The 25,392-nt window shown below is 51.3% G+C and carries 20 protein-coding genes and 1 other annotated feature; of the genes, 15 read left to right on the top strand and 5 right to left on the bottom strand.

The genetic code is table 11. The features are described from left to right. Positions 1-157: 157 nt before the first annotated feature. From clpX to EVJ22_RS05630, 12 genes are all read left to right on the top strand, one after another. A complete protein-coding gene (gene clpX, locus EVJ22_RS05685) occupies positions 158-1,426 on the top strand; it encodes an ATP-dependent protease ATP-binding subunit ClpX (RefSeq protein ID WP_071399357.1) in 1,269 nt (422 codons plus the stop codon). Between the two features lie 71 nt (positions 1,427-1,497). Continuing rightward, positions 1,498-3,801 carry an endopeptidase La gene (lon, locus tag EVJ22_RS05680; protein ID WP_070327724.1) on the top strand — a complete coding sequence of 768 codons (2,304 nt, stop codon included), beginning with the start codon at positions 1,498-1,500 and terminating at the stop codon, positions 3,799-3,801. After that, complete coding sequence (gene yihA, locus EVJ22_RS05675) at positions 3,798-4,394, top strand: ribosome biogenesis GTP-binding protein YihA/YsxC (RefSeq protein WP_071399358.1); 597 nt, start codon at positions 3,798-3,800, stop codon at positions 4,392-4,394. The genes lon and yihA overlap by 4 nt, the downstream gene beginning before the upstream one ends. 95 nt (positions 4,395-4,489) lie before the next feature. Further along, entirely contained in the window at positions 4,490-5,662 is a 1,173-nt protein-coding gene (locus tag EVJ22_RS05670) for an AI-2E family transporter (protein WP_071399359.1), read from the top strand. Positions 5,663-5,849: 187 nt separating this feature from the next. Next, positions 5,850-7,193 (top strand): glutamyl-tRNA reductase, encoded by a 1,344-nt coding sequence (gene hemA / locus EVJ22_RS05665; protein ID WP_071399360.1) that lies wholly within the window; start codon positions 5,850-5,852, stop codon positions 7,191-7,193. Between the two features lie 58 nt (positions 7,194-7,251). Next, the gene (gene hemC, locus EVJ22_RS05660; protein WP_070327718.1) at positions 7,252-8,169 is read left to right on the top strand and encodes a hydroxymethylbilane synthase; all 918 of its coding nucleotides are present in this window, start codon (positions 7,252-7,254) and stop codon (positions 8,167-8,169) included. Beyond that, the gene (locus EVJ22_RS05655; protein ID WP_071399361.1) at positions 8,162-8,827 is read left to right on the top strand and encodes a uroporphyrinogen-III synthase; all 666 of its coding nucleotides are present in this window, start codon (positions 8,162-8,164) and stop codon (positions 8,825-8,827) included. Before hemC ends, EVJ22_RS05655 begins: the two co-directional genes overlap by 8 nt. Further along, positions 8,824-9,804 carry a porphobilinogen synthase gene (hemB, locus tag EVJ22_RS05650; protein WP_071399362.1) on the top strand — a complete coding sequence of 327 codons (981 nt, stop codon included), beginning with the start codon at positions 8,824-8,826 and terminating at the stop codon, positions 9,802-9,804. The genes EVJ22_RS05655 and hemB overlap by 4 nt, the downstream gene beginning before the upstream one ends. Further along, positions 9,801-11,105: a glutamate-1-semialdehyde 2,1-aminomutase gene (hemL, locus tag EVJ22_RS05645; RefSeq protein ID WP_070327715.1), complete on the top strand. Its 1,305-nt coding sequence runs from the start codon at positions 9,801-9,803 to the stop codon at positions 11,103-11,105. The genes hemB and hemL overlap by 4 nt, the downstream gene beginning before the upstream one ends. A 47-nt stretch (positions 11,106-11,152) precedes the next feature. Beyond that, positions 11,153-11,373 (top strand) — a binding site (T-box leader). A gap of 55 nt (positions 11,374-11,428) precedes the next feature. Beyond that, a complete protein-coding gene (locus EVJ22_RS05640) occupies positions 11,429-14,080 on the top strand; it encodes a valine--tRNA ligase (protein WP_071399363.1) in 2,652 nt (883 codons plus the stop codon). A 95-nt stretch (positions 14,081-14,175) separates the two neighbouring features. Then, complete coding sequence (locus EVJ22_RS05635) at positions 14,176-14,961, top strand: hypothetical protein (protein ID WP_131443453.1); 786 nt, start codon at positions 14,176-14,178, stop codon at positions 14,959-14,961. A gap of 37 nt (positions 14,962-14,998) precedes the next feature. Beyond that, positions 14,999-15,346 carry a hypothetical protein gene (locus EVJ22_RS05630; protein ID WP_071399365.1) on the top strand — a complete coding sequence of 116 codons (348 nt, stop codon included), beginning with the start codon at positions 14,999-15,001 and terminating at the stop codon, positions 15,344-15,346. A 201-nt stretch (positions 15,347-15,547) separates the two neighbouring features. Here EVJ22_RS05630 and EVJ22_RS05625 read toward each other — a convergent pair whose 3' ends face one another. The 4 genes from EVJ22_RS05625 to EVJ22_RS05615 form a co-directional block, all read right to left on the bottom strand. Further along, on the bottom strand, positions 15,548-15,748 hold the full coding sequence (locus tag EVJ22_RS05625; RefSeq protein ID WP_071399366.1) for a hypothetical protein: 201 nt from the start codon (positions 15,746-15,748) through the stop codon (positions 15,548-15,550). Continuing rightward, the gene (locus tag EVJ22_RS15470; protein ID WP_158625498.1) at positions 15,745-15,921 is read right to left on the bottom strand and encodes a hypothetical protein; all 177 of its coding nucleotides are present in this window, start codon (positions 15,919-15,921) and stop codon (positions 15,745-15,747) included. Before EVJ22_RS15470 ends, EVJ22_RS05625 begins: the two co-directional genes overlap by 4 nt. 20 nt (positions 15,922-15,941) lie before the next feature. After that, positions 15,942-16,385, bottom strand: a complete 444-nt coding sequence (locus EVJ22_RS05620; protein WP_071399367.1) for an ASCH domain-containing protein — start codon at positions 16,383-16,385, stop codon at positions 15,942-15,944. Between the two features lie 94 nt (positions 16,386-16,479). Next, positions 16,480-17,922 carry a protein adenylyltransferase SelO gene (locus EVJ22_RS05615; RefSeq protein ID WP_131443452.1) on the bottom strand — a complete coding sequence of 481 codons (1,443 nt, stop codon included), beginning with the start codon at positions 17,920-17,922 and terminating at the stop codon, positions 16,480-16,482. A gap of 114 nt (positions 17,923-18,036) precedes the next feature. Here EVJ22_RS05615 and EVJ22_RS05610 point away from each other — a divergent pair, with 114 nt between their 5' ends. The 3 genes from EVJ22_RS05610 (at position 18,037) to EVJ22_RS05600 (ending at position 23,688) form a co-directional block, all read left to right on the top strand. Further along, positions 18,037-19,251 (top strand): bifunctional folylpolyglutamate synthase/dihydrofolate synthase, encoded by a 1,215-nt coding sequence (locus tag EVJ22_RS05610; RefSeq protein WP_131443451.1) that lies wholly within the window; start codon positions 18,037-18,039, stop codon positions 19,249-19,251. 88 nt (positions 19,252-19,339) lie between these two features. Continuing rightward, positions 19,340-23,080 (top strand): DUF5057 domain-containing protein, encoded by a 3,741-nt coding sequence (locus EVJ22_RS05605; RefSeq protein WP_158625497.1) that lies wholly within the window; start codon positions 19,340-19,342, stop codon positions 23,078-23,080. Then, the gene (locus EVJ22_RS05600) at positions 23,080-23,688 is read left to right on the top strand and encodes a hypothetical protein (RefSeq protein ID WP_131443449.1); all 609 of its coding nucleotides are present in this window, start codon (positions 23,080-23,082) and stop codon (positions 23,686-23,688) included. The genes EVJ22_RS05605 and EVJ22_RS05600 overlap by 1 nt, the downstream gene beginning before the upstream one ends. Positions 23,689-23,729: 41 nt before the next feature. On the opposite strand, the gene EVJ22_RS05595 is transcribed toward EVJ22_RS05600, so the two are convergent. Further along, the gene (locus EVJ22_RS05595) at positions 23,730-25,385 is read right to left on the bottom strand and encodes a hypothetical protein (RefSeq protein ID WP_131443448.1); all 1,656 of its coding nucleotides are present in this window, start codon (positions 25,383-25,385) and stop codon (positions 23,730-23,732) included. Between the last annotated feature and the right edge of the window lie 7 nt (positions 25,386-25,392).

The raw sequence follows: 25,392 nt of genomic DNA, 5'->3' as shown, positions 1-25,392 counted from the left end.
CATTACGTGTGTTAATCTTTGAAGTCGCTATATGTTCATGCTACAATTATTGCAACGCAGAGATGTAAATGTTTTTTCGTGAGTGCTTTGCACCTGAAAATACAAATAGGCGATTTATCGCACTTACATCCATTTCCATTCAGAAGGGGTGTACCGAATGTTCAAATTTAACGAGGAAAAGGGACAACTTAAATGCTCGTTTTGCGGGAAATCGCAAGAACAAGTCCGTAAACTAGTCGCCGGTCCTGGCGTATACATTTGTGACGAATGTATTGAACTTTGCAATGAAATCGTTGAGGAAGAGCTCGGTGTCGAAGAAGAAGTTGAATTCAAAGACATTCCAAAACCACAAGAGATCCGTAATATCCTTGACGAATACGTCATCGGTCAAGACCGGGCGAAACGTGCGCTTTCGGTAGCTGTCTACAACCACTATAAACGTATCAATGCCGGTGGCCGTTCTGATGATGTCGAACTTTCGAAGTCGAACATCGTCATGATCGGACCAACTGGTAGCGGTAAGACACTTCTCGCTCAGACGATGGCTCGCGTCTTGAACGTCCCGTTCGCTATCGCGGACGCGACGAGTTTGACAGAAGCCGGTTATGTCGGGGAAGACGTCGAGAACATCTTGCTCAAGCTGATCCAATCGGCTGACTACGATGTCGAAAAAGCTGAAAAAGGGATCATCTATATCGATGAAATCGATAAGATTGCCCGCAAGTCGGAAAACCCATCAATCACGCGTGACGTGTCTGGTGAAGGGGTCCAACAAGCCTTGCTCAAGATTCTTGAAGGAACGACTGCGAGCGTACCGCCACAAGGTGGACGGAAGCATCCGCATCAAGAGTTCATCCAAATCGATACGACGAACATTCTTTTCATCGTCGGTGGCGCATTCGCCGGCATCGAAGCGGTCGTCAAACGCCGCATCGGGAAGAAAGTCATCGGTTTCGGGAACGATCAAGAAAATCGCGAGATGACGCAAGAAGACTTGCTCGCCCGCGCATTGCCGGAAGATCTTCAAAAATTCGGCTTGATCCCTGAATTTATCGGACGTCTACCGGTCATGGCGACGCTCACGACGCTCGACGAGGAAGCACTCGTCGAAATCTTGACGAAGCCGAAAAACGCGCTCGTCCGTCAGTACGAGAAGATGCTCGAACTCGACGATGTCGAACTCACGTTCACAGACGAGTCATTGATTGAAATTGCCAAGCTTGCGATCAAACGCAAGACAGGTGCACGTGGTCTCCGCTCGATTATCGAAGAAATGATGCTCGATGTGATGTTCACTGTCCCATCGCGTGATGATATCGAGAAAGTCATCATTACAGAAGAAACGATTACGGGTCTTGCCGGTCCGAAATATGTTCTCCGTGATGGTACTGTCGAACAGACTGGGGACAACAAAGAGACAGCATAATCTTTTAACGAAAAAGGCTCAAACACTCGGCACACCCGAGTTTTGGGCCTTTTTGCACAGGAGGCGTTGTAATGGAACAATTACCAATTCTTCCTTTGCGTGGAGTTGTCGTTTATCCGCTGATTGGCGTGACGATCGACGTCGGGCGACCGCTCTCATTACGAGCACTCCTTGCCGCAAAGGAACACGAGACAGACTTGATTGTCGTCACGCAAAAAGAGACAGGCAAAGAATCACCTGAACCGGAAGACCTTTACGCGATCGGGACGCGGGTCCACATCGCCAAGATGAGCGAACTGTCGAACGATACGGTACGGGTCCGCCTCGTCGGGAAAGAACGCGTCAAAATCAACGCCGTCGAAGCGACGAAAGACGGCTGGTTTGCTGACGTCGACTCGCTTGAACTCGTCGAAGGGGAAGAAGTCGAGCGGACGGCACTCGTGCGTCTCTTGAAAGAACAGTTCGGCAAACTCGTCGGGACGATCAAAGGCTTGTCACCGGACGAGCGTCGTCGGTTTGAGATGTATGAGCGGCTCGAGTCATTGACCGACTATATCTCTTCAAAACTCGATGTCGATGTCGACATTCGCCAAGCGATGCTTGAAGAACCAGACGCGGTCAAACGCGGGCTCGAACTGCTCGAGATCATGACGCACGAAGTCGAGATCATCGAGCTCGAGCAAGAGTTGCGTGAACGGACGAAGAAGACGATTGAACAAGCGCAAAAAGAGTACTACTTACGTGAACAGATGAAGACGATTCAACAAGAACTTGGGGACCAGTCGCAAGAGTCGGAACCGAACCGTCTCCTCGAGAAGCTCGAGGCGCTCGACTTGCCGGAAACGACACGGAAGAACGTCATGCGGGAAGCGGAACGGTTGAACGTCGTCCCGGCGACGTCACCTGAGTACGCCGTCATCCGCAACTACCTCGATTGGATCGTCTCGCTGCCGTGGGGAATTGAAACCGAAGATAAATTGGACGTCAAACATGCGGCCGGTGTCCTCGACGATGACCATTACGGGCTCGAATCGGTCAAAGACCGGATCCTCGAATACTTGGCGGTCCGTCAATTGACGAACTCGCTGCGTGGACCGATCCTTTGTCTCGCCGGACCTCCTGGGGTCGGAAAGACGTCGCTCGCCCGCTCGATCGCTTCGGCGCTTGAACGTAACTTCGTCCGCGTCTCGCTCGGCGGGGTGCGTGATGAGGCTGAGATTCGCGGCCACCGCCGTACGTATATCGGCGCGATGCCAGGGCGGATCATCCGTGGCTTGAAGCAAGCTGAAAGTAAGAATCCGGTGTTCTTGCTCGATGAGATCGACAAGATGGCGTCGGACTTCCGGGGCGACCCGGCTTCGGCGATGCTCGAAGTTCTCGACCCGGAACAGAACGTCTCGTTCTCGGACCATTACATCGAGGAGCCGTTCGACTTGTCGAACGTGCTGTTCATCGCGACGGCGAACGACGTCTCGCAAATTCCGGCCCCGCTCCTCGACCGGATGGAACTCATTCAAATCGGCGGCTACACGGAGCTCGAAAAAGTCGAGATCGCGAAACGCCACTTGATTCCGAAACAATATAAAGAACACGGCTTGAAAAAGAGCCAGCTCACGATTAAAGAAGACGCGCTCTATGAAGTCGTCCGTCGCTACACACGCGAGGCCGGCGTCCGTAACCTTGAGCGTGTCATCGGATCGCTTTGCCGGAAAGCGGCGAAACAGATCGCGATCGGCGAGAAGAAACGTGTCACCGTGTCGCTCAAAGTCCTAAGCGACTACCTCGGGAAACCGAAGTATCGTTACGGCAAAGGCGAGACGGAAGACTCGATCGGAGCGGTCACAGGCCTCGCTTACACGGCGTTCGGCGGCGATACGCTCACGATCGAAGTCGCGCTCGCACCGGGCAAAGGCAAGCTGCAGTTGACGGGGAAACTCGGCGATGTCATGCAGGAGTCGGCGCAGACGGCGTACAGTTACGTCCGCTCGAACGCGGAACGGTTCGGGATCGACCCGACGTTCTACGAGCGGCAAGACGTGCACATCCACGTCCCGGAAGGTGCCGTCCCGAAAGACGGGCCATCCGCCGGGATCACGATCGCGACGGCGCTCATCTCGGCCTTGACCGGGAAGAAAGTCCGACGTGACATCGGGATGACCGGAGAGATCACGCTCCGTGGCCGTGTCCTGCCGATCGGCGGCTTGAAAGAAAAAGCGCTCGCCGCGCACCGGGCCGGACTCACGACCATCATCATCCCGAAAGACAATGAACGTGACATCGATGACATTCAAGACACCGTCCGTGAAAAACTGACGTTCGTCCCGGTCACGATGCTCGATCAAGTATTAGAAGTAGCATTTGGAGGAAAACAATGAAAATCAATAAAGCAGAATTTATTACGAGTGCCGTGGCGCCGGACCATTATCCGGTCCACGAGTTGCCAGAAGTCGCACTCGCCGGCCGTTCGAACGTCGGGAAATCGTCATTCATCAACAAGATCTGTCAGCGTAAAGCACTCGCCCGGACATCATCAAAACCGGGGAAGACGCAGACGCTGAACTTCTTCAACATCAATGACGAGATCATGTTCGTCGACGTCCCGGGCTACGGGTATGCCAAAGTTTCGAAGACCGAGCGTGAGAAGTGGGGCGTCATGATGGAGCAATACTTGACGTCGCAAAGCGCACTCAAAGGTGTCGTCCTCTTGGTCGATATCCGACACGAGCCGTCGGGTGATGACGTGACGATGTACAATTTCTTGAAACATTATGAGATTCCGGTCATCGTCGTCGCGACGAAACTCGATAAGATCAAGAAAGCGCAGCGCCAGAAACATGAGGCGGCCGTGAAGCGGAAGCTTCAATTCGAATCGACTGACCGATTCGTATCTTTCTCGGCCGAAACGGCAGAAGGAAAAGACGAAGCGTGGAAAGCCATCTACGATTTGTTGACGGACGACGAGGGATAATCCCCTCGTCTTTTTGTTTTTAGGGTTACGTGAACGGGTAAGTATCGTATAATTGTCATATTGTATAGCAATACATTAATGAACGAGGTGGAAAGATGCAGAGAATGTTTGAAAGCAAATGGTATCGCTTCTTATTTTGGACGTTGACGATCTTCTTAGTGATCTTGGTCGGGACAGAGATCTCATTCGTGTTCGAACCAATCCAAGTCATATTGGCGCTCGTCACGGTACCGCTTATTATTTCAGGACTTTTCTTTTATTTTCTCGTTGGAGTCGTCGATTATTTAGAACGACGGTCCGGGAAACGTGGCATGTCAGTCGCAATCACGCTAACATCGCTTATCCTGATCATCACGCTCGTGTTCAGTATTCTCGGGCCGGTGCTCGTCGGACAAGTGACCGATCTCGTCAACGCGATGCCGAGTATCGCCAAAGAGTTACAGCAACAAGCGTTCTCAGTGCGTGACTCGCTCATGCAAAACGAGTTCCTATCGCGCTTCATGGCGGAGAATGATGACATGTTCACCGATTTGACCAACAACGTCACCACATACCTCGGTGATATTTTTGGCAACATCGCTTCTTCATTCGGCCAAGTCATCGGATTCATCACATCAGCCGTCATCACGATCGTCGTCATTCCATTCATGCTGCTCTATATGCTACTCGACGGGAAACGGTTGCCGGACTCGATTGTCAAGCTATTGCCATCGAGCTATGAGAAAGAGACACGAAAAATTTTGAACGACATGCATACGACCGTTAAAAACTATGTGCATGCCCAGCTGATCGTCGCGTTCTTCGTCGGGATCACGTCGCTTATCGGTCTTTGGATCATCGGTGTAGACTATGCCATCTTGCTCGCGCTCTTCATGATGGTGACGAACATCATCCCGTATGTCGGACCGTTCCTCGGGGCTGCACCGGCCGTCGTCGTCGCCTTCATCCAAGATCCGATCAAAGTGCTCTGGGTTATCCTCGTCATCATCATCGTCCAACAGATTGAGGCGAACGTCATCTCCCCGCTCATTCAAGGGAAGACGCTCAAAGTGCATCCGCTTACGATTATCATCGTCTTGCTCGTGGCCGGTAACTTGGCTGGGATCATCGGGATGTTGATCGCGGTTCCGACGTATGCGGTGGCGAAAGTGGTCGTCAAAAACATCGTCCGCATCTACAAGCTGAAAGAACGGAAACATTATCTTGAAGAACAAGAAGATGAGCGAAAAGAAAGCACGATTATCACAGATTCATCGTCACTTAAATGACGAAACAAGTAGAAATGGCCAATTTGACCGTTTCTACTTTTTTTCGTCACAAAAAGTTCTTAAATTATTTCACAAAAATCGAACAGAAGATTATAGTTCCTAAATAAAAATTGTTATAATGTACGGTAGAGATGTAAAAAAAGAAAAGACAACCGCCACTGTGATTTTAGATGAGGGGAAGAGGTACATGCATATTGTCGTCGTCGGACTAAATAACAAGACAGCCCCTGTCGCGATTCGGGAGCAGTTCTCGTTTGGGGAGCAAGAAATCGTGGACGCGATGATCGCGCTCCGCGAAGAGAAAAGCATTTTTGAATCGGTTATTTTGTCGACCTGTAACCGTACCGAGCTATACGTCGTCACAGACCAGCTCCATACGGGTCGTTATTATACAAAACGTTTTTTAGCGAACTGGTTCGATCTTGAGATGGATCAGTTCACACCATACTTGTCGATCCGTGAAGGGGAAGAAGCGATTCGTCACTTATTCCGTGTCACGTCAGGTCTCGACTCGATGATTATCGGGGAAACGCAAATTTTAGGACAAGTGAAGTCAAGTTTCTTCCGCGCCCAAGAGAACGGGACGACGGGGACAGTGTTTAATAAATTGTTCAAAGAAGCCGTGACGCTCGCCAAACGGGCCCATACTGACACGCAAATTGGGGAAATGTCGGTATCGGTCAGCTCGGCTGCGGTCGCGCTCGCGCAAGAGATGTACACGCGCCTCGATGACAAACAAGTCGTCGTCGTCGGTGCAGGCGAGACGGGTGAGCTGACAACGCTCAACTTGTTCGAAGCCGGCGCCAAACAAATTGCGGTCTTCAACCGGACTGAAAGCAAAGCGAAAGCGGTCGCTGACAAGTTCAAAGGCCGGGCCCACTCGATTCGCGAGATCGCCTGTGGACTGCTCGATGCTGATATTTTAATCAGCTCGACTGGCGCCAAAGAAGCCGTTATCGCGTATGATGACGTCGCCGCAGCGCAATTGTTGCGCCGGGAACGTCCACTTCTTCTCATCGACATTGCTGTGCCGCGAGATATCGATCCAGCGGTCCGGTCGCTTCCGGGCGTCCATTTGTTTGATGTCGACGACTTGAACGGGATCGTCAATAAAAACTTGGCAGCCCGTCTCGTCGAGGCAGAGAAGATTGAAGTGAAGATTGATGAGGCGATTCAAGAGTTCCAAGCGTGGCTCGTCACGCTCGGTGTCGTGCCGATCATGAACGAGTTGCGCTCACGTGCGCTCACTGTCCAAGAAGAGACGATGGAAAGTCTTGAGCGCAAGCTCGACCATCTGTCGGACCGGGACAAGAAAGTCATCGGCAAGCACATGAAGTCGATCATCAACCAGATGCTTCGTGAACCGATCGACTACATTAAAGACGCGGCCGCTCAACCGGACGCGAACACGCGCATCGCCCAGTTCGTCGAAGCGTTCGCGCTAGACGTCGACGTTCCGACTGTGGACACAGAACCGGAAGAACTAGAAGCGATGGCGGCTAAAGCACCACTTCGCGCATTGATGCGCTAATACAAACCAAAAAGGCGGCGGATCTCGTCGCCTTTTTCTATGAAGGGGACTAAACATTATGCGTAAAATTATCGTCGGCTCACGCCGCTCACAACTCGCGATGACACAAACGAAATGGGTCATCGAACAATTGAAGCAAGCCGGGGCCCAGAACGAGTTCGAGATCAAAGAAATCGTGACGAAAGGCGACCAAATCGTCGACGTCCAACTGTCGAAAGTCGGCGGGAAAGGCTTGTTCGTCAAAGAGATCCAACAACAGATGCTCGCAGGGGATATCGATTTTGCCGTCCACAGCATGAAAGACGTCCCGGCCGAACTGCCGGAAGACCTCTTTATCAGCTGTATGCCAAAACGTGTCGACGCACGTGACGTGTTGATTTGCGAGGACGGCTACACGCTCGAGACGTTGCCGCAAGGCGCAGTCATCGGGACGAGCTCGCTCCGTCGCGGTGCGCAGATGCTCGCGGCCCGTCCGGACTTCGAGATCCAATGGATTCGCGGCAACATCGACACGCGCTTGAAAAAACTCGATACCGAGAACTTCAACGCCATCTTGCTCGCGAAAGCGGGACTTGAGCGCATGGGTTGGACCGACCGCGTCAAGTTCGAGGCGCTCGATGCCGACATGATGGTACCGGCCGTCGGACAAGGCGTGCTCGCGATCGAGAGCCGGAAAGACGACGCCGAAGTGACGCAGATTTTACAGCTCCTTCACGATGACGTAACGGCGAAAGCTGCGACGGCGGAGCGGACGTTCTTGAAGGCGATTGAAGGCAGCTGCCACGTACCGGTCGGCGGCTACGCGACGGTCGACGGGGACACGGTCACGCTCACCGGCTTGATCGCCTCGGTCGACGGCAAAGACGTGCTCCGTGTGACGAAAACGTCAACGGACGAAGTCGCGCTCGGTCAAGACGTCGCTGACGACTTGCTCGGACGCGGCGGACGCGAGATCCTCGCCTCGGTCAATGTGTGACGTCTGGTACACAGGGACAAAACGACTGACCGCTTCGCAACGGGCCTTGCTCGACGCGAGCGGTCTTTCCGTTCATCACGTCCCGATGATCGAGACACGGCTGACCGGGAAACCAATGCCAACTGATTCGTTCGATTGGCTCGTCGTCACGAGTCAAACCGCTGTCCCAGCGCTTCAAGACGTTCCTCGGAACGTTCAAGTCGCTGCCGTCGGCGAGAAGACGCGGGACGCGCTCGAGGCAGAAGGATTCACCGTTTCGCTCATGCCAGAGACGTATACGGGCGAGGCGTTGTTCCGCGAGTTGGCTAACGTCGTCGGGGAGGATGACGTCATCTTGTTCGCCCGTGGGGATTTGGCGAACACCGAGCACATGCAGCAATTGCCGCATGTGTACGATTGGGTCGTCTATGAGACGGTCGAGAAAGCACTCACGGCCGATCAAGCGGCCGCGCTCGAACACGTCGAGGCGCTGCTCGTGCTCAGCCCATCCGCGGTCCACGCGCTCACACCATACCTCGAGCGGTTCCACGGCACGTGGTATGCCATCGGCGAAGTGACCGAGCGGGCCGTCCGAGAAGTGTCGACGTTACCGGTCCGAGTGCCTGAGTGTTATACTATGGATGCATTAATACAGTGTGTAGGGGGAGATTTTTCATGAACCAATTCGACCGTCACCGTCGTCTGCGCTCGTCGAAGTCGATGCGTGCACTCGTACGTGAAAACCATGTTCGGAAAGAAGATTTGATTTATCCGCTCTTCGTCGTCGAAGGGACAAATATTAAACGCGAAGTCAGCTCGATGCCTGGCGTCTTCAACTTCTCGCTCGATCGTCTCGAAGACGAGATCCGTGAGCTCGTCGACCTCGGGCTCGAGTCCGTTCTCTTGTTCGGTGTACCTGAGCATAAAGATCCGGAAGGCACGGAAGCGTACCACGACCACGGCATCGTCCAAGAAGCGATCCGCAAAGTGAAAGAGTGGGCACCACAGCTCACGGTCATCGCCGACACGTGCCTCTGTGAATATACGTCGACGGGCCACTGTGGCATCGTGAAGAACGGTGACGTCGATAACGACGCGTCACTGCCGCTTCACGTCCAGACGGCAATCACGCAAGCGCAAGCGGGCGCAGACATCATCGCGCCGAGCTCGATGATGGACGGCTTCGTCGCCGCCATCCGCGAAGGGCTCGACCAAAACGGCTTCAGCCACATCCCGATCATGAGCTACGGCGTCAAATACGCATCGGCGTACTACGGACCGTTCCGTGACGCGGCGCAGTCGGCGCCTGGTGAAGGCGACCGCAAAGGCTATCAGATGGACCCGGCCAACCGCCGCGAGGCGTTCCGGGAATCACAGTCGGACGTCGAGCAAGGTGCCGACTTCATGATCGTCAAACCGGCGCTCGCGTTCATGGACATCATCCGCGACATGCGCGACTCGCTCGATATGCCGATCGTGGCGTATAACGTGAGCGGGGAGTACGCGATGATTAAAGCGGCGTCGATGAACGACTGGATCGATGAACAACGTATCGTCATGGAGACGATGGTCGGTTTCAAACGGGCCGGTGCCGATTTGATCGTCACGTATTTCGCAAAAGACGTCTGTCGCTATTTGGAAGGAGAATTCGCATGACATACAAGCAAACTCGCTCAGAAGCAGCGTTCAAACAAGCACTCCCACTCATGCCGGGCGGGGTCAACAGCCCGGTCCGTGCCTATAAATCTGTTGGGATGACACCGATCTTCGCCGAACGCGGTGAAGGTTCACGCGTCTACGACATCGACGGCAACGAGTACATCGACTACGTCCTCTCATGGGGACCACTCATTCTCGGTCACCGCGACCCGGTCGTCATGAAAGCGATCCAAGATCAGGCTGAAAAAGGCTGGACGTTCGGGACACCGACGGAGCTTGAGACAAAGATGGCCGAGCTCGTCATCGACCGCGTCCCATCGATTGAGATGGTCCGCATGGTCAACTCCGGTACGGAAGCGACGATGGCGGCTCTCCGCCTCGCACGCGGCTATACGGGCAAGACGAAGATCTTGAAGTTTGAAGGCTGCTACCACGGCCACGGGGACTCGCTCCTCATCAAAGCCGGATCTGGTGTCGCGACACTCGGTCTCCCGGACTCACCGGGCGTCCCAAAAGACTTGGCGAGCCATACGCTCACCGTCCCATACAACGACCTCGACGCGCTTCGCATCGCGTTCGAGAAGCACGGCGACGACATCGCCGGCGTCATCGTCGAACCGGCTGCCGGCAACATGGGCTTCGTCCCGCCGCAGCCAGGATTCCTCGAAGGACTTCGTGAAATCACGGAACAAAACGGCGCGCTCCTCATCTTTGACGAGGTCATGACCGGCTTCCGCGTCGGCTACAATTGCGCCCAAGGTTACTTTGGCGTGACGCCTGATCTTACGTGCCTCGGCAAAGTCATCGGCGGTGGCCTTCCGGTCGGCGCTTACGGCGGCAAACGGGAGATCATGGAACACATCGCACCGCAAGGGCCGATCTACCAAGCAGGGACGCTTTCAGGCAACCCGCTCGCGATGATCGCCGGCTACACGACGCTGTCGCAACTCAAGCCTGAGCACTACGAGGAGTTCGAGCGCAAAGCCGACCGCCTCGCGGCAGGTTTCACGGCAGCGGCCGAGAAATATAACATCCCGCACGACACGAACCGGGCCGGCTCGATGTTCGGCTTCTTCTTCACGAACGAGAAAGTGACGAACTTCGAGAAGGCGAAAACGTCGAACCTCGACATGTTCCGCTCGTACTATCAGAAGATGGCGGCGCGCGGCGTGTTCTTGCCACCGTCACAGTTCGAAGGCTTGTTCTTGTCGACTGTGCATACGGACGAGGATATCGACGCGACGCTCGCTGCGGTCGATGCGACGTTTAAAGAGCTGCAACAAGAGTTTTCACTGTAATCTTGACTGAAACGTCTTCAATCGCTACAATTGTTTAACAGATACGTTTAAAAGCTATGATGAGGAATAGTACGCAACAACACTCCTTTCTAGAGACGCGGCCGCACGGTGCAAGGTCGCGAGGGAAGTGTGCGGAAGTCGCCTCGGAGCTGACCTTTTGAATCAAGTAGGAAGGTTCGGTCCATCGACCGTTATTCGATTTTGAGGGCGCCACGTGTTGGCGAACTAAGGTGGTACCGCGGAAGATACGGCTTCTTTCGTCCTTAGCGTTAAGGACGAGAGCAGCCGTTTTTTGTGTAGACAGATAGAGGAGGATTGGCACAATGACCAACGAAACAAACGAAATCAGCATGCCGACGAAGTACGACCCGAGTGCGACGGAAGCGAAATGGTACGACTATTGGATGGAGAACAACGTGTTCAAGGCGGACGAGGACGACTCGAAACAGCCGTACACGATCGTCATCCCACCACCGAACGTCACAGGGAAACTTCACCTCGGACACGCGTGGGATACGACGCTCCAAGATCTACTTACGCGCTTGAAGCGCATGCAAGGCTATGACGTCCTCTGGCTCCCAGGGATGGACCACGCCGGTATCGCGACACAGGCAAAAGTTGAACAGAAGCTCCGTGAGGACGGCATCATGCGTTACGACCTCGGACGCGAGAAGTTCCTCGAGAAGACGTGGGAATGGAAAGACGAGTACGCCGACACGATCCGTGCCCAGTGGTCAAAACTCGGCCTCGGTCTCGACTACTCGCGTGAACGGTTCACACTCGACGCGGGACTCTCTAAAGCGGTCCAGGAAGTCTTCGTCCGTTTGTATGAAAAAGGCTTGATCTACCGCGGCGAATATATCGTCAACTGGGACCCGGCACAAAAAACGGCCGTCTCCGACATCGAAGTCATCTATCAAGAAGTCGAAGGCGCGTTCTACCATATGAAATATCCGCTCGCTGATGGCTCAGGCCACATCGAGATCGCGACGACACGCCCCGAGACGATGCTCGGCGATACGGCCGTCGCTGTCAACCCGAAAGACGAGCGCTACGCGCACCTCGTCGGTAAGACAATCATGCTCCCGGTCATGAACCGTGAGATCCCGATTGTCGCGGACGACTATGTCGACGTCGAGTTCGGTACCGGTTGCGTGAAGATCACGCCGGCGCACGACCCGAACGACTTTGAGATCGGGAACCGTCACGAGCTTCCACGTATCCTCGTCATGGACGAGTCGGGGACGATGAACGAGAATGCTGGCAAGTACGAAGGGCTCGACCGCTTCGACTGCCGCAAGCAGCTCGTCAAAGACTTAGAAGCGGATGGCACGCTCGTCAAAATCGAGCCGCATACGCACTCGGTCGGTCATTCGGAACGTTCAGGCGCGGTCATCGAGCCTTACTTGTCGAAGCAATGGTTCGTCGATATGGAGCCACTCGCGAAAGCGGCGCTCGCAGCGCAAGGCAACGACGAGACGAAAGTCAACTTCGTCCCAGAGCGGTTCGAAGGCACGTACCTCCGCTGGATGGAAAACATCCGTGACTGGTGCATCAGTCGTCAACTTTGGTGGGGCCACCGCATCCCGGCTTGGTACCATAACGAGACAGGCGAAGTCTATGTAGGCAAAGAAGCGCCGGCTGACATTGAGAACTGGCATCAAGACGAAGACGTGCTCGACACGTGGTTCTCGTCAGCGCTCTGGCCGTTCTCGACGATGGGCTGGCCGGACACGGACTCGGCAGACTTCAAACGCTACTTCCCGACGAGCGCGCTCGTCACGGGTTACGACATCATCTTTTTCTGGGTATCGCGGATGATCTTCCAATCGCTCGAATTCACGGGCAAGCAGCCGTTCAACGACGTGCTCATCCACGGTCTGATCCGTGACTCGGAAGGCCGCAAGATGTCGAAATCGCTCGGTAACGGCGTCGACCCGATGGAAGTCATCGACCAGTACGGTGCCGACTCGCTCCGCTGGTTCCTGCTCACGGGCTCGACACCAGGGAACGATCTTCGCTTCTACTGGGAGAAAATCGAATCGACATGGAACTTCGCGAACAAGATTTGGAACGCGAGCCGCTTCGCCCTCATGAACATGGACGGGATGAAGTTTGAAGATATCGACCTCTCAGGTGAGAAGACGCTCGCCGACAAGTGGATCTTGACGCGCTTGAACGACACGGTCGACCAAGTGACACGCCTCGTCGACAAGTACGAGTTCGGTGAAGCCGGTCGTTACTTGTACAACTTCATCTGGGAAGAGTTCTGTAACTGGTACATCGAGATGGCGAAACTCACGCTCTACGGTGAGGACGAAGCGGCGAAAGCGACGACACGTTCGGTGCTCGCGCATACGCTCGATTCGATCATGCGTCTCATGCATCCGTTCATGCCGTTCTTGACAGAGGAAATTTGGCAGCACTTGCCGCACGAAGGCGACTCGATCGTCCGTGCGAGCTATCCGACGCGTCGTGACGACCTCCACTATGCGGAGTCGGTACCGGCGTTCGAAGCGGTCATGAACGTCATCCGTTCGGTTCGTAACATCCGTTCGGAAGTGAACGCACCGATGTCGAAACCGATCCAACTGTTCATCGCGACGAGTGACGACACGACACAAGGCTACTTGAGCGAGAACGAAGCGACGATCGGCAAGTTCACGAACGCGACAGAGCTCGAAATCGGTCGTGGCTTGACGGCGCCTGACAAATCGATGTCAGCGATCATGACGGGCGCGGAGCTGTTCATCCCGCTCGCCGACTTGATCAACTTCGAAGAAGAGATCGCCCGTCTTGAAAAAGAAGTGACGAAGTACGAGAAAGAAGTCGAACGCGTGCAGAAGAAACTCGGTAACCCCGGTTTCACCGGCAAAGCACCGGCTCACGTCATCGACGAAGAGAAAGCGAAAGAAAAAGACTACCTCGACAAGCGTGACGCCGTGCGTGCGCGTCTTGAAGAGTTACGCAAGTAAGACATCAACCTTCTTTGGAGAATTTGTTCTCCGAGGAAGGTTTTTTTGTGGTTTGGGAGAATTTAGGGAAGGAGACAAGATAAAGGTGGAGTGATATGAGACGAATCGCAATGGTGTTGAGTCTAGCGATGATTGGATTGAGTGCGTGTGCCATGGACGAACAAAAGGTTGTGGAAAGAGAACCTGCGCATACAGAAGTTACAATCAATGTGAAGGAAGAAGAGGCAAAGTCGTCAGAAGTGGAGGTTGCCGAAGCGGATGAGAAAGAAGTGTTAGGCTCGATGATCGAGGACGTGCCGAAAGGGACCAATCGTCTCGTCGATGCGGTCGTGGCTCAATACACGATTCAATATACAGATGGCACGTCCGAACGACCTTCGAGAGACGGCGTCCTCTATGAATCGGTCATCGGCGATATCGGACTCATCGCGATCAAGTTACCTGACCACGACAGTTCGTTTGGCGTGTTCAACTATTCTCGAAACGAAGAGTGGGTCCTGCATGGCATTCAAAATTTTACGGTCCCCGAGGCGGCCGAAAAAGTCCGTCATGGGTTGGACCTGCCTAAAGAGGAGCTATTTGTCGCAAACTTCGAGATGGATCAACTTGAGCGGCCTGTGGAGATGTGGACACTTTACGATGAAACACAACGTATCACCATTTGGGTGACCGATGCGTTTAGTGTGGCAGAAGGTGAATTGATCGAACGCCGAGACGCTTTGAATAAGCGATACCGCTTAAATCAGCCGAATGGGAATGGCTTGTTTCATCTAGAGCAAGGCAAGCTCATTGTTGTGACAGGGAACGTATCGGAAGAGGTGCTGCTTATACTATCAGACTCATTGCCGGAAGTGTGGGCGGTAGATTTTCCAATGAAGTGAACAAGCTACTTTCAATCATTCAGGAGGAGGGAAGACCATGGCGTACACTCATGAATTCGGTGTATTAGATGCAACAATCCGTCAATCATCATTTGACGATTATACTCCAGAGAAATACGACTGTATCTCGGTGGACGGAGAGTGTGTAGATGCTTTTATCGATGAGCTAAATCATATGCGCACGTATTCTCATTCCTATGACCGTCCCGGATACGGATTAGAGGAGTGTGGAGTCACACTCATTCCGTATGAGTCACTGGCATTATTCTATCAAGTCGTCAAAGCGATGATGTATATGCATGAATCCAAGCAACTGAATCGACTCGTTTTGAAAATCGCTCAAGCCCAAGTTGAAAAGAAAGATATGATTCATTATGGGCTTTAAATCTAGAGTAAAGAATAACCCCGAGCATCGTCATCGATGTTCAGGGTTTCGTTTGCGTCCAACGTGGATGAGGCCAGAGAGAACGATAGCAATGAGAAGGTGAAACAAAGTCGGTTGAGGATGTCCGATACGGAATAGATGAACGGCATAGACGAGATAGAGGATGCTACCGAATCCTAGTAAGATGGAAAAAAAGAACTTTCATACGTCCTCTTCCTCTGGCTCTGTCCAAAACGATAATCGTTTCGTCGTCACGAAGTAAGACGACGTGAGCAGGGCGCCAATCGCAAGCCCGGTGAATTGTGGCTGAATCGATTGATTCGTCAACGACAGATAAAAACTGTAGACGAGGTAGGACGTGGACACGACGATTATCGTCATGAGCAAGACGGTCCTCTTCATTTCGAGTCACTCCATTCGAGCTCGTTCAAATGCTTCATGAATTGGACTAACGAGACACCTAGAAAGAAGGCTGGCATCGTCCATACCCAATTGCTTAGAAATGGACCTTGCCATAGCTCGAGCGAAATCAGACAAGCGAAACCGAGAGAAATGAGTGAAGCAAGTAATCGCATAGTATTTTCTCCTAATAATGTTAAATTTGATGTACGACCTCGAAGCGTTCACAGACGACTTTCATATCTTCTGTAAATGAACGTTGATACGTGCTGAGCAAATCTGTAAAAAACCGCTTGTGTGCATGCCACCACTCCGCGTAATCACCTTCACCTTCGGACAATACGAAATCTTCTGAGATTTCATTCATTGGCTGGATTGTGACTTCTGTCGTCCGAATGATGGCGACGGGGTGATCTGTGGCATCGAGAACGATGGCGTACTGACCGACGTACGGAAGAGGTTCTTGCTCAATCTCATATAAGATATAAGCAGAACATGTGGCTGTTTTTTGACCTGAAGTGACAAGTTTTGCTAAGTGGTTCGCGTCATCACCGAATTGAAAAGCTTCGACATCATCCGGCTGAAGAGTAGAATCTTGTTCCCAAAATTGATTCCAATACGAAATCGTCTGTTCATTCATAAGCGTTACCTCCTTCTATACATTCCTTCAACTTTACGAAAGAATTAAACAAAGGTTCCCACCAAAAAAAACCATCCCGAAAGAACGGAATGGTTTATGTGCCACAAAACGTCTGATATGGATACGTCCGCTCTGGTCCCGTCGAGACGTAACGCCCGTAATCGGCTTCGTAGTCATACGGCTGACGCAACACGTCGAGCAAGGCGGTTGTCGGACCGAAGTCCCCTCGCTCGGCTGCCATAATCGCTGATTCGACGTGATGGTTGCGCGGGATGACGGCCGGGTTGTGTTGGCGCATGAGTCGCGTCACATCTTCGTCTGGGAGAGCTTGTTCAGCGAGACGTTTACGCCATGCCGAAAGCCAGGCCTTTCCATCGTCACGCGACGCGAACGGAAGTGACTCCGTTTCTCCTAGCGTGAGCGCGCGGAACGTGTTCGTGAAGTCGGCCTCGGTCTCCATCATGAGTCGGAGCAGTTCGTCCGTCAGCGCGTCATCGTCGTCTTTTCGGACGTAGAGACCGATCTTATGGGCGAGTCCGGTGAAGTACGTTTGTTTATAAATCTCCGTATAATCGTTCAACAAACGATTGGCGATGTCGACGGCAGCTTCTTGCGTGTCGGCGAGCAGCGGCAACAGCGTCTCGGCGAGTCGGGCCAAGTTCCAAGATCCGATATACGGCTGGTTCGCGTAGGCGTAACGGCCCTCGCGGTCGATCGAGCTGAAGACGGTGTGCGGATGGTACGAGTCCATGAAGGCGCACGGGCCGTAGTCGAGTCCTTCGCCGCTGATGAACGTGTTATCCGTGTTCATGACACCGTGGATGAAGCCGACGAGTTGCCAGTCGGCGATCAGTTTCGCCTGACGTTCGATGACGCGTCCGAGGAACGCCTCGTAGCGGTCGGGACGACCTTCAAGACTTGAGTCGTGACGATGGATCGCATAGTCGGCGAGGGCGGTGACGTCATCGATCGACCCGGCCGCGGCCGCGTATTGGAACGTGCCGACGCGGATATGGCTCGAGGCGACGCGGGTCAAGACGGCACCGTGCTTCGGCCCTTGACGCATGACCGGCTCACCAGTCTTGACGACGGCAAGTGCCCGGTTCGTCGGGATGCCGAGCGCGTGCATCGCTTCACTAATCAAATATTCGCGTACCATCGGCCCGATGGCGGCCCGGCCGTCACCACCGCGTGAGTATTCGGTCGGTCCTGAGCCTTTCAACTGCACGTCGACCCGTTTACCGTTCGCTGTGACGTGTTCCCCTAAGAAGAGGGCGCGTCCGTCACCGAGCATCGTGAAGTTGCCGAACTGATGCCCGGCGTACGCTTGCGAGAACGACGTGTCAGTCTGCCGATTACCGGACAGGAGCGCCACGTCTTCTTTCAATGCATCAATATCGAGTCCGAGTGTCTCGGCGAGGGGTTCATTCAATAAGACGAGTTCTGGTTTGTCGACCGGGTTGATCGGCCCACGGTCGTAAAACGTATCACGAAGTTCGACGTACGTCGCTTCAAAGTTCCAACCTGTGTCTTTCATCTGAATTCCTCCTATCTCTGTTCGCTTCGAGTATAGCACAGCCGATTCTCTGCGTAGGCCTTCGTGAATTTTGGTAAGATGGGAGGGAAGTGTTAGAACAGGGGTGGGTTAAAGATGGAGACAAGACAAGACGTATTTGAATGGCTGAACGGACAACTGCGGTTCGGGATCAAGCCTGGATTGAATCGAGTCGAGTGGATGCTCGAGACGTTACAGATTGACGAATTGCCGTCGATTCACGTGGCCGGGACGAACGGGAAGGGATCGACCGTCGCATTTTTGCGGGCGATGGCGATCGCTGAAGGGTTGAACGTCGGGACTTTCATCTCGCCGTACATCATCCAGTTCGAGGAGCGGATCATGTTGAACGGCGAACCGATTCGCGAGGTTGATCTCGTCCGTATCGCGAACCGTGTCCGTGACCGTGCCGATGAGTCGCCGGAGACGTTGACCGAGTTTGAACTGCTGACGGTCATGGCGTGGCTGTACTTCCATGAACAGCAACCGGACCTTATCATTTGGGAAGTCGGTCTCGGGGGCCGGCTCGATTCGACGAACGTCTTGAAGCGACCGCTCGCGACGATCGTGACGTCGATTGGCCACGACCATCAAGGTATACTCGGTGATACGCTCGCAGAGATTGCCAAGGAGAAGTTCGGCATCATGAAACGAGGCGTCCCGATGTTCCATAGTTTGGACGATGCGCAGTTGATCGCTTTGCTCGAACAACAAGGACGGACGATGGAGGCACCGGTGCATGCGGTCACACCGCTCATCGAGTCGATCGAAGGCGGGGCCGACACAACCGTTACATATGAAGGACTGCCTGCTGCGGCGCTCGGCTTGACGGGTCATCATCAAGCCTACAACGGGGCGTGCGCCGTCGCGGTCGCCCGTCATCTCGGGTGGAAGACCGAGTCGATATTGACAGGGCTTGAGACGGCACAACATCCGGGGCGCTATGAGATCATCTCAAAAGAGCCGCGGATCATTTTAGACGGGGCGCATAATGCGGAAGGCGTAGCGGCACTCTGTGAGCAACTTCGTCTAGAAGAAAATGTCACCGTGCTTGTCGCGACTCTTGCCGATAAGGACCGTGAAGCGATAATCAAATCGTTAGGGATGCTCGCGACCGTTTATGAGACGACGTTCGACTTTCCGCGGGCACGGACGCAAGCGAGTCTAGTTGAAGCAGGAGCGAACTATGTGGAGTGGACAGGCTGGTTGGTGGAATGGATGCGTTCGCCACAAACGAAAACGCTCGTCGTGACGGGGTCGCTTTACTTTATTAGTGAAGTGAGAACGTATTTCCAAAGTTTTCAAAAATGACCTTGTTTTCACCATGGATTCAGAGTATGAATAAGTATGAGTACTTATGTCAAAAAATCCATTCACAACACCAGGGAGGAAACGCAGCATGGTCAGTCAACCTAGATTGAAACGACCCGTGGCGGCACTCGTTGCCATCGTCTTTTTAGCCTCACTCCTCATAACGACCATCTTTGAGGTCTATACAAAAGTTTCAGCGAGTACACCGGTCAAACCAGTGATTTTAGAATTGACCGATCTTGCAGAAAAAGATAAAAACACGACGGATGTGACATATGTCATCCCGTCACAATTAAATTTGGGAGCCGAATATACGGTCGAAACGATGACCGTTAAACAGTTTAATGCATCTCGAGAAGACTTATTAGGGAAGTATGATGCTGTCGTATTTGGACCGTCGCGGGCAACTGGCACTCAAGCAAAATATAGCTCGAGTACGGTCACATACGACTCTTCGTTAAACGGGTCTAGTGCCATTCGGACGGTTACTCAAAAATCGCATGATACAAGATTTCTAGACAATGATTTAACTTTGTTAAAAGCAAAACAAATTCAGGAAGATTTACTTGCTAATGGAATTCCTGTTTTACTTCATGAAGATGTATTTGTTAACGAAAATAGTTCTCCAAAACAATTTGATCAATTGAAACAAACCGAAGCACGCACTTATAAATCGGTAGATGAAGCGAAAAAATATTTGCAGACTTATTTTGCAAGCAACAAACCGAATAAATTCAATCGCGTGACAACCCTACAAGATGCTAAAACCCTTACTTCTTTAGTAGATGTCAAATCAGCTTCTTCGATTGTCCCCGCAGTGCGTGGTAAAGCAATTCAATTTGATTATTCACTTGATAACAAGCCATCTGATAGCGCGACTGTCGAGCTTTATATCGATTTTGATAGTAACGATCGCTTCACTCAAAATGAATGGATTGAAACGGTACAGGCTAAACAAACAGGTTCGCTTTCATATACAATCGATGCGCCGAGTTACACGAGTCCCCGTTATTGGAAAATCATCATGAAAGATCCAGTCATGAAAACGTACTCGTATAAAACAGGACGCTTTTTACTGAAAGATGAAAAAGCAGTGGCAAAAGTGCTACAAGTTACAGCCGATACTTCAGATACAGCGAGTACTGGAAACTTAAAAAATACGTTCACAAATAATCAAATGCTAAGTTACGGAGATTTATATGAATTTGATTTGGAGACGATTAGTTATAAGCAACTAACGGATAGAATCTGTGGGCAAAATCTCAACAAGAACAAAGAATGGTTTTATAGTAAAGATTTAATTATATTCGGATTCAAAGATTCATACATCTCTGGGCTTACGAATACATGTACGCATTCAGAATTGAAGGAATTTATGGATCAAGGTCGTGGAGTTATGTTTACGCACGATATGCTATATCGCACTGAAAGTAGTGGCAGATTCAATGTGAAAAATATGTGGGAGAATAATTTCGCATCACGTTTTGCGACAAGAGAATACACGAATATGGGAATTTATGCTCAAAATCCTTCAACAGAAGTCGTTCAAACCGCGACAGGGCTATTCACTGAGTATCCTTATAAAATAAGCTCTAGTTCAATAGCGAAGAAAAAAGTCAAAACAACACATAATCAATACTTCTCACTAAATTTAGAAAATGAAGATTTGACGACGTGGTTTAATCTTGTCGGAAGCAACCGTACCGCCGGCGATAGTTCCAATCACTACTATATGTATACAGTTGGAAACTTGACATATTCCGGAGCAGGTCATGTTCAAACGTTTAACGAGCAAGATGAGAAAGAGATATTTGTGAACACGATGTTCCGTGCCTTCATCGGATCGAACCATGCTCCGAAAATTGAGGTGATCAACCCTCAACTGGAACAGGATCGACAAGCAAGCGTATACGACATTGAACCGCTTTACTTGTCATGGAAGTCGCTTGACTATGATTTTGCAGACCGCTTTTTAGATACACGTGTCTTGATCAACGAGAAGCAAATTTATCCAGCGGAGAACGGAAAGTTTGCCAGTGTTCGAAACGGGGAGACGAGCGGTTTCTTTTATGAACATAACGCACAGGCTGGTTCGCAGTTAAACGTTCGGATTGAGACGAAAGAACAGCGTACTAAAGGTGCAATCACATCGACTGAATCCTTTGTCGTCAATGTCTTAGAATCTGAGGAGGCTGCGTTCGTGTCTCGGACGATTAGCCCGTTAACGACAGAAGTCGAGAATCAAATCGCTCTTACGTACAACCTGAACTATTCGGTACCATTTATTCAAAAGCCGAACGGTAACGCGTATAAAGAATTTGCGTGGATTGTGAACGTTGAAGAAACGATTCCAAGCGGTTATTCAGTTCTAGACAGTTCGTTACCAACAGGATGGAAGCGAGTCGGCGATAAACTTGTCGGGTCGATTACAGATCAATGCGTCATTCAGAACGGTGATCGAAGCTGTAAGGTGAATGATACAAAAGTAGAAGTTAAGCTTGTTGCGAATAAAGTAGGAAACTATACGTTCGACCGAGGGACATTTGATTATGTTTTTGAAGCGAACCATAATTCGAACGGTACGGACAAGCATGATGTTGAGAAAGAAGGGGCTGGTAAGCTTTCTTCAGTCAATACGACTGTTCTTGAAAAAGAAATTGAACGGTTGCAGCTCGAGGGCCCGATTTATTTGAATATCGGGGAAACACGTCAAGTGACACCTATTCTCACCCCTGAAACAGCACGCAAACTCGATTTAAAATGGGTAATTGGCTCTTCGGCTGTAGAGTTGACGCCGAGCTACGTCAACAACAGTGCGTCGATTAAAGGGATGAAGCCAGGGAAGACGACAGTACGAGTAGAATATACATCTCCAGTGACGGGGAAAACGATTCGATCAAATGAGATCGAAATCATTGTCGATGATCCGCCAACGCAGTTCTCAGCGAATAACTTAAATTTGTTGGTCGGTGAAGATGGGATCATTCGACCGTCTATTAAAACGACGAATGATGAGTATCGGAACTTCCGATTTGATATCGTTTCAGGTCAAAACACCGTCAACGTCGTTCAGCAGACGAAGCAAGAACTTAAGTTGAGCGGAAACGCACCAGGAACGGTTCAAGTCAAAGTATCGCTTGTGAATCAACCGGCGAATCAGCCGGTTGCACCAATCTTTGTCAATGTACAGGTTTCACTGCCGGCGTTGAGTGTGTCTCCGACTGAGGCGACGTTATGGGTATACCGTGATTCAGAAGGAACACTGGTTCAACAATCAACCAATCTATCTCTTATTCAAACAGGGTCAGTCCGATTGCCGGTCAGTTGGGAGCTTCCATCCGGTACAAGTGAAATCACGTTAGGTGCGCCACGAGCTGATGGTGTGACTGTCCAGGCTGTTCAAGGGACAGGGACGATGCAGCGCTTGATTCCTGTCACAGGAGCATTCACGAACTTTGCTTCTCAACGCGTCACAGCGATGATTGATGTTAAAGAGTACCCGCAAGACATGCTAGCGTCGAACATCGAGCTTTACATGGAAAACTCACCGTACACGTATGAACCGGTCTTCTTGCCGAGTACAGCAAACGTTCGAGGTTTTGGAATGCAGGTGGCTGAAGGTTCAGACGTCGTAGAAATCGTGGATCAAACAAAACTGCGGTTGAAAAAACCAGGACTTGCAAAAGTACGAATTGCGACAGAAGACGTCAGCCGCTTCTTCCCTGGAACGAATGGGCCGAAAATTGTTTATCGTGAATTTTATGTGCGAGTTCGTGAAGGCGCAGATCCTAATCCCGGTTCACCGGAAGATGCAGGAGATTACTATTGATGAAATGGAAAGTAATTAGTGTCATCCTGTTCGTCGTTTTCATTGGTGCGGCAGGATGGGGCTATACCTATTACCAGACAAAACAAGTAGATGAATCGCTTCAAACAGCTGATACTGAACAACTCGCTACGATTTTAGAGCGACCGCTCGTCAACGTACAAGCCGAGTGGATGGAGAAGGCAGTTGAACAGTACGATGTTCCTTCAGTGCTTGTTTTGTACGAACACGGTGGAGTTCTTACAGATAAGCAATGGATTTACTTGGCTGACTTGATGACGTTTGAAGAATTCGAACGCATGGTGAAGGCCGGTGCACCGCTTGATGTTTCAATCCCTTCGAGCACGTTGTTAGAAGGGTTGTATAGCTTGAATGACGAGCCAGAAAAATGGCGCTTGGCTCACGAACGGATTGATGTTGCGTTTTTAAATACACATCCTAATATTCTGATTCAAGCGGTCTATGATGGGAATACGGAGGCCTTTACAGACTTGATTGAACGTATGGATACAGAAATTGTGCCATATGAAGAAGTCGCACCGGTTGTCATGGAAATGAATCAGCAATTGATGTTAGAAGCGATGGTTAAAAAAGGGTATCAGCCCGAATGAAAACAAGGACAATCCTGCGACGGATTGTCCTTGTTTTCATTTTAACGAATTTGCACAGGCTGACTGACGAAGAACTGCAGTTGATTTGTTACTGGCAACGTATCTAATTGATTGAAGACTGCATCGTTATACGAAAGTTTCAGTCGTGATTGTGACGCGTCGTGCGCAGGAATACGGCTATCGAAGTATTCAGCCGGGCTCAGATTGTCTTGAGTGCTGAACGTTCCACGAAAGACGTTCACATTCATCGGACCTTTACTATACAGTCCACCTTTAATCTGTAAAATTGAGCCGACGGCATAGACGTATGTCGGTTCGGAAGAATCGCTATACAGAAACGCCTGTAATGTCGTCGGAGTTTGGTCGAACTCATTGATTCGGTTCAATAAAATCTTCCCTTTTGAAAGCAAAATCAAAGAGTTCCCTTTTGACTCGTCAATCGGTAAAATATTGGCCCGATCGATAAACGTATCACCGAGTGTATAAACGGTCGATTCAAACGAGACGTTGCCTCGAATTGTCAAATTCCCTCTCACAATAAGTGGTCGTTCAATCGTCAAACGATCAGTCGATTCGATGACTAAATCTCCGTCAAATAGCAATGGGGCTGATGCTTTCGCAATTGATTCGGTCACATACATGGCACGATCAGATAACGTCGTTGGCAATTTGATAATTGTTGGGTTCGTGAACGCGTTATACGTGCGTGCGGTTAAGTAAGGAGTAGGTCTTTCAATGACCGTTACACCGTCTTCGGCGAGAATACGCTCGACTTCGAACACTTGATCTGTTGATGGAATCAAAACACCATTGAAAATCGCAGCGTCGACGGTGCTCGTGTAGCTTAACTTTTGATTCAAATAGCGATTTAAAAATTCAATAATCGAATAGTCATATTGGAATGGAGAAAACTGACTCGTCGATATACCGGCGTCCGGCAATTCGCCAGCCACTTCTTCACCGGACGTGAAATAGTTCAATTTGCTGCATGTCGTACAATCATTCGGATTCTTCAGGTCGATACGACCATCTAGATGGAGCAAGCTTGTATCAATATTGTCTATTCGTTTCGCCACGCCGTTCAGCTGGTAATTTGCCGTCCGGTCAAACGCCAAAGGCCCACCTGAGAAGATGTTCCCTTGCACGGTCGGCATTCCGTTCACCGTCAACTGCTCGTCCGACCCGAGTACGTAATACAAAAACGCGGGCAGAGCCGTCAAATAAAGGTCTTGTGTGTATTCGACCGACAGGAGCGGTTGCTCTGGATTCGTCTGTCGGCTCGCGACGACGTTTACTTGTAAAATCTTCGTGAACGGTGCAGTATCGAGCAGGTTCGCGTCCGCATTCTCTTTTAATTGAATTGAATAGCTGATCTCGCTGTCGCTCTCGCTCGGGAGATTAAGGAACGGTTCGTTTGAGACGAGTGCGCCTTGAATCGCGTCATTAAAAGCGGACTCCGATTCCATATGAGCCGGTACATCATTTGCGTCATGAAGTGGGAAACGATTTCGAACATCCGCCGCAATCAGATTGAGCGCACTTTTTGCGTCTTCGTTCAGCTGCGTATCTTCCGTGCGGATGACCGTCAGCTTATTCGTGACCAAGTTCACTTGCATGGCAGCGAGCGATAAGACGGCGAGCGCGGCCATCGTCACGAGGACGAGTACGAGGACATAACCTTCTTCTCGTTTATGCATAAGTGGT

The sequence above is a fragment of the Exiguobacterium sp. SH0S7 genome (assembly GCF_004337195.1).
Taxonomy (GTDB): domain Bacteria; phylum Bacillota; class Bacilli; order Exiguobacteriales; family Exiguobacteriaceae; genus Exiguobacterium; species Exiguobacterium aurantiacum_A.
Note: the sequence above shows the minus strand (reverse complement) of the source record. Positions and strands in the feature narration are given on the sequence as shown.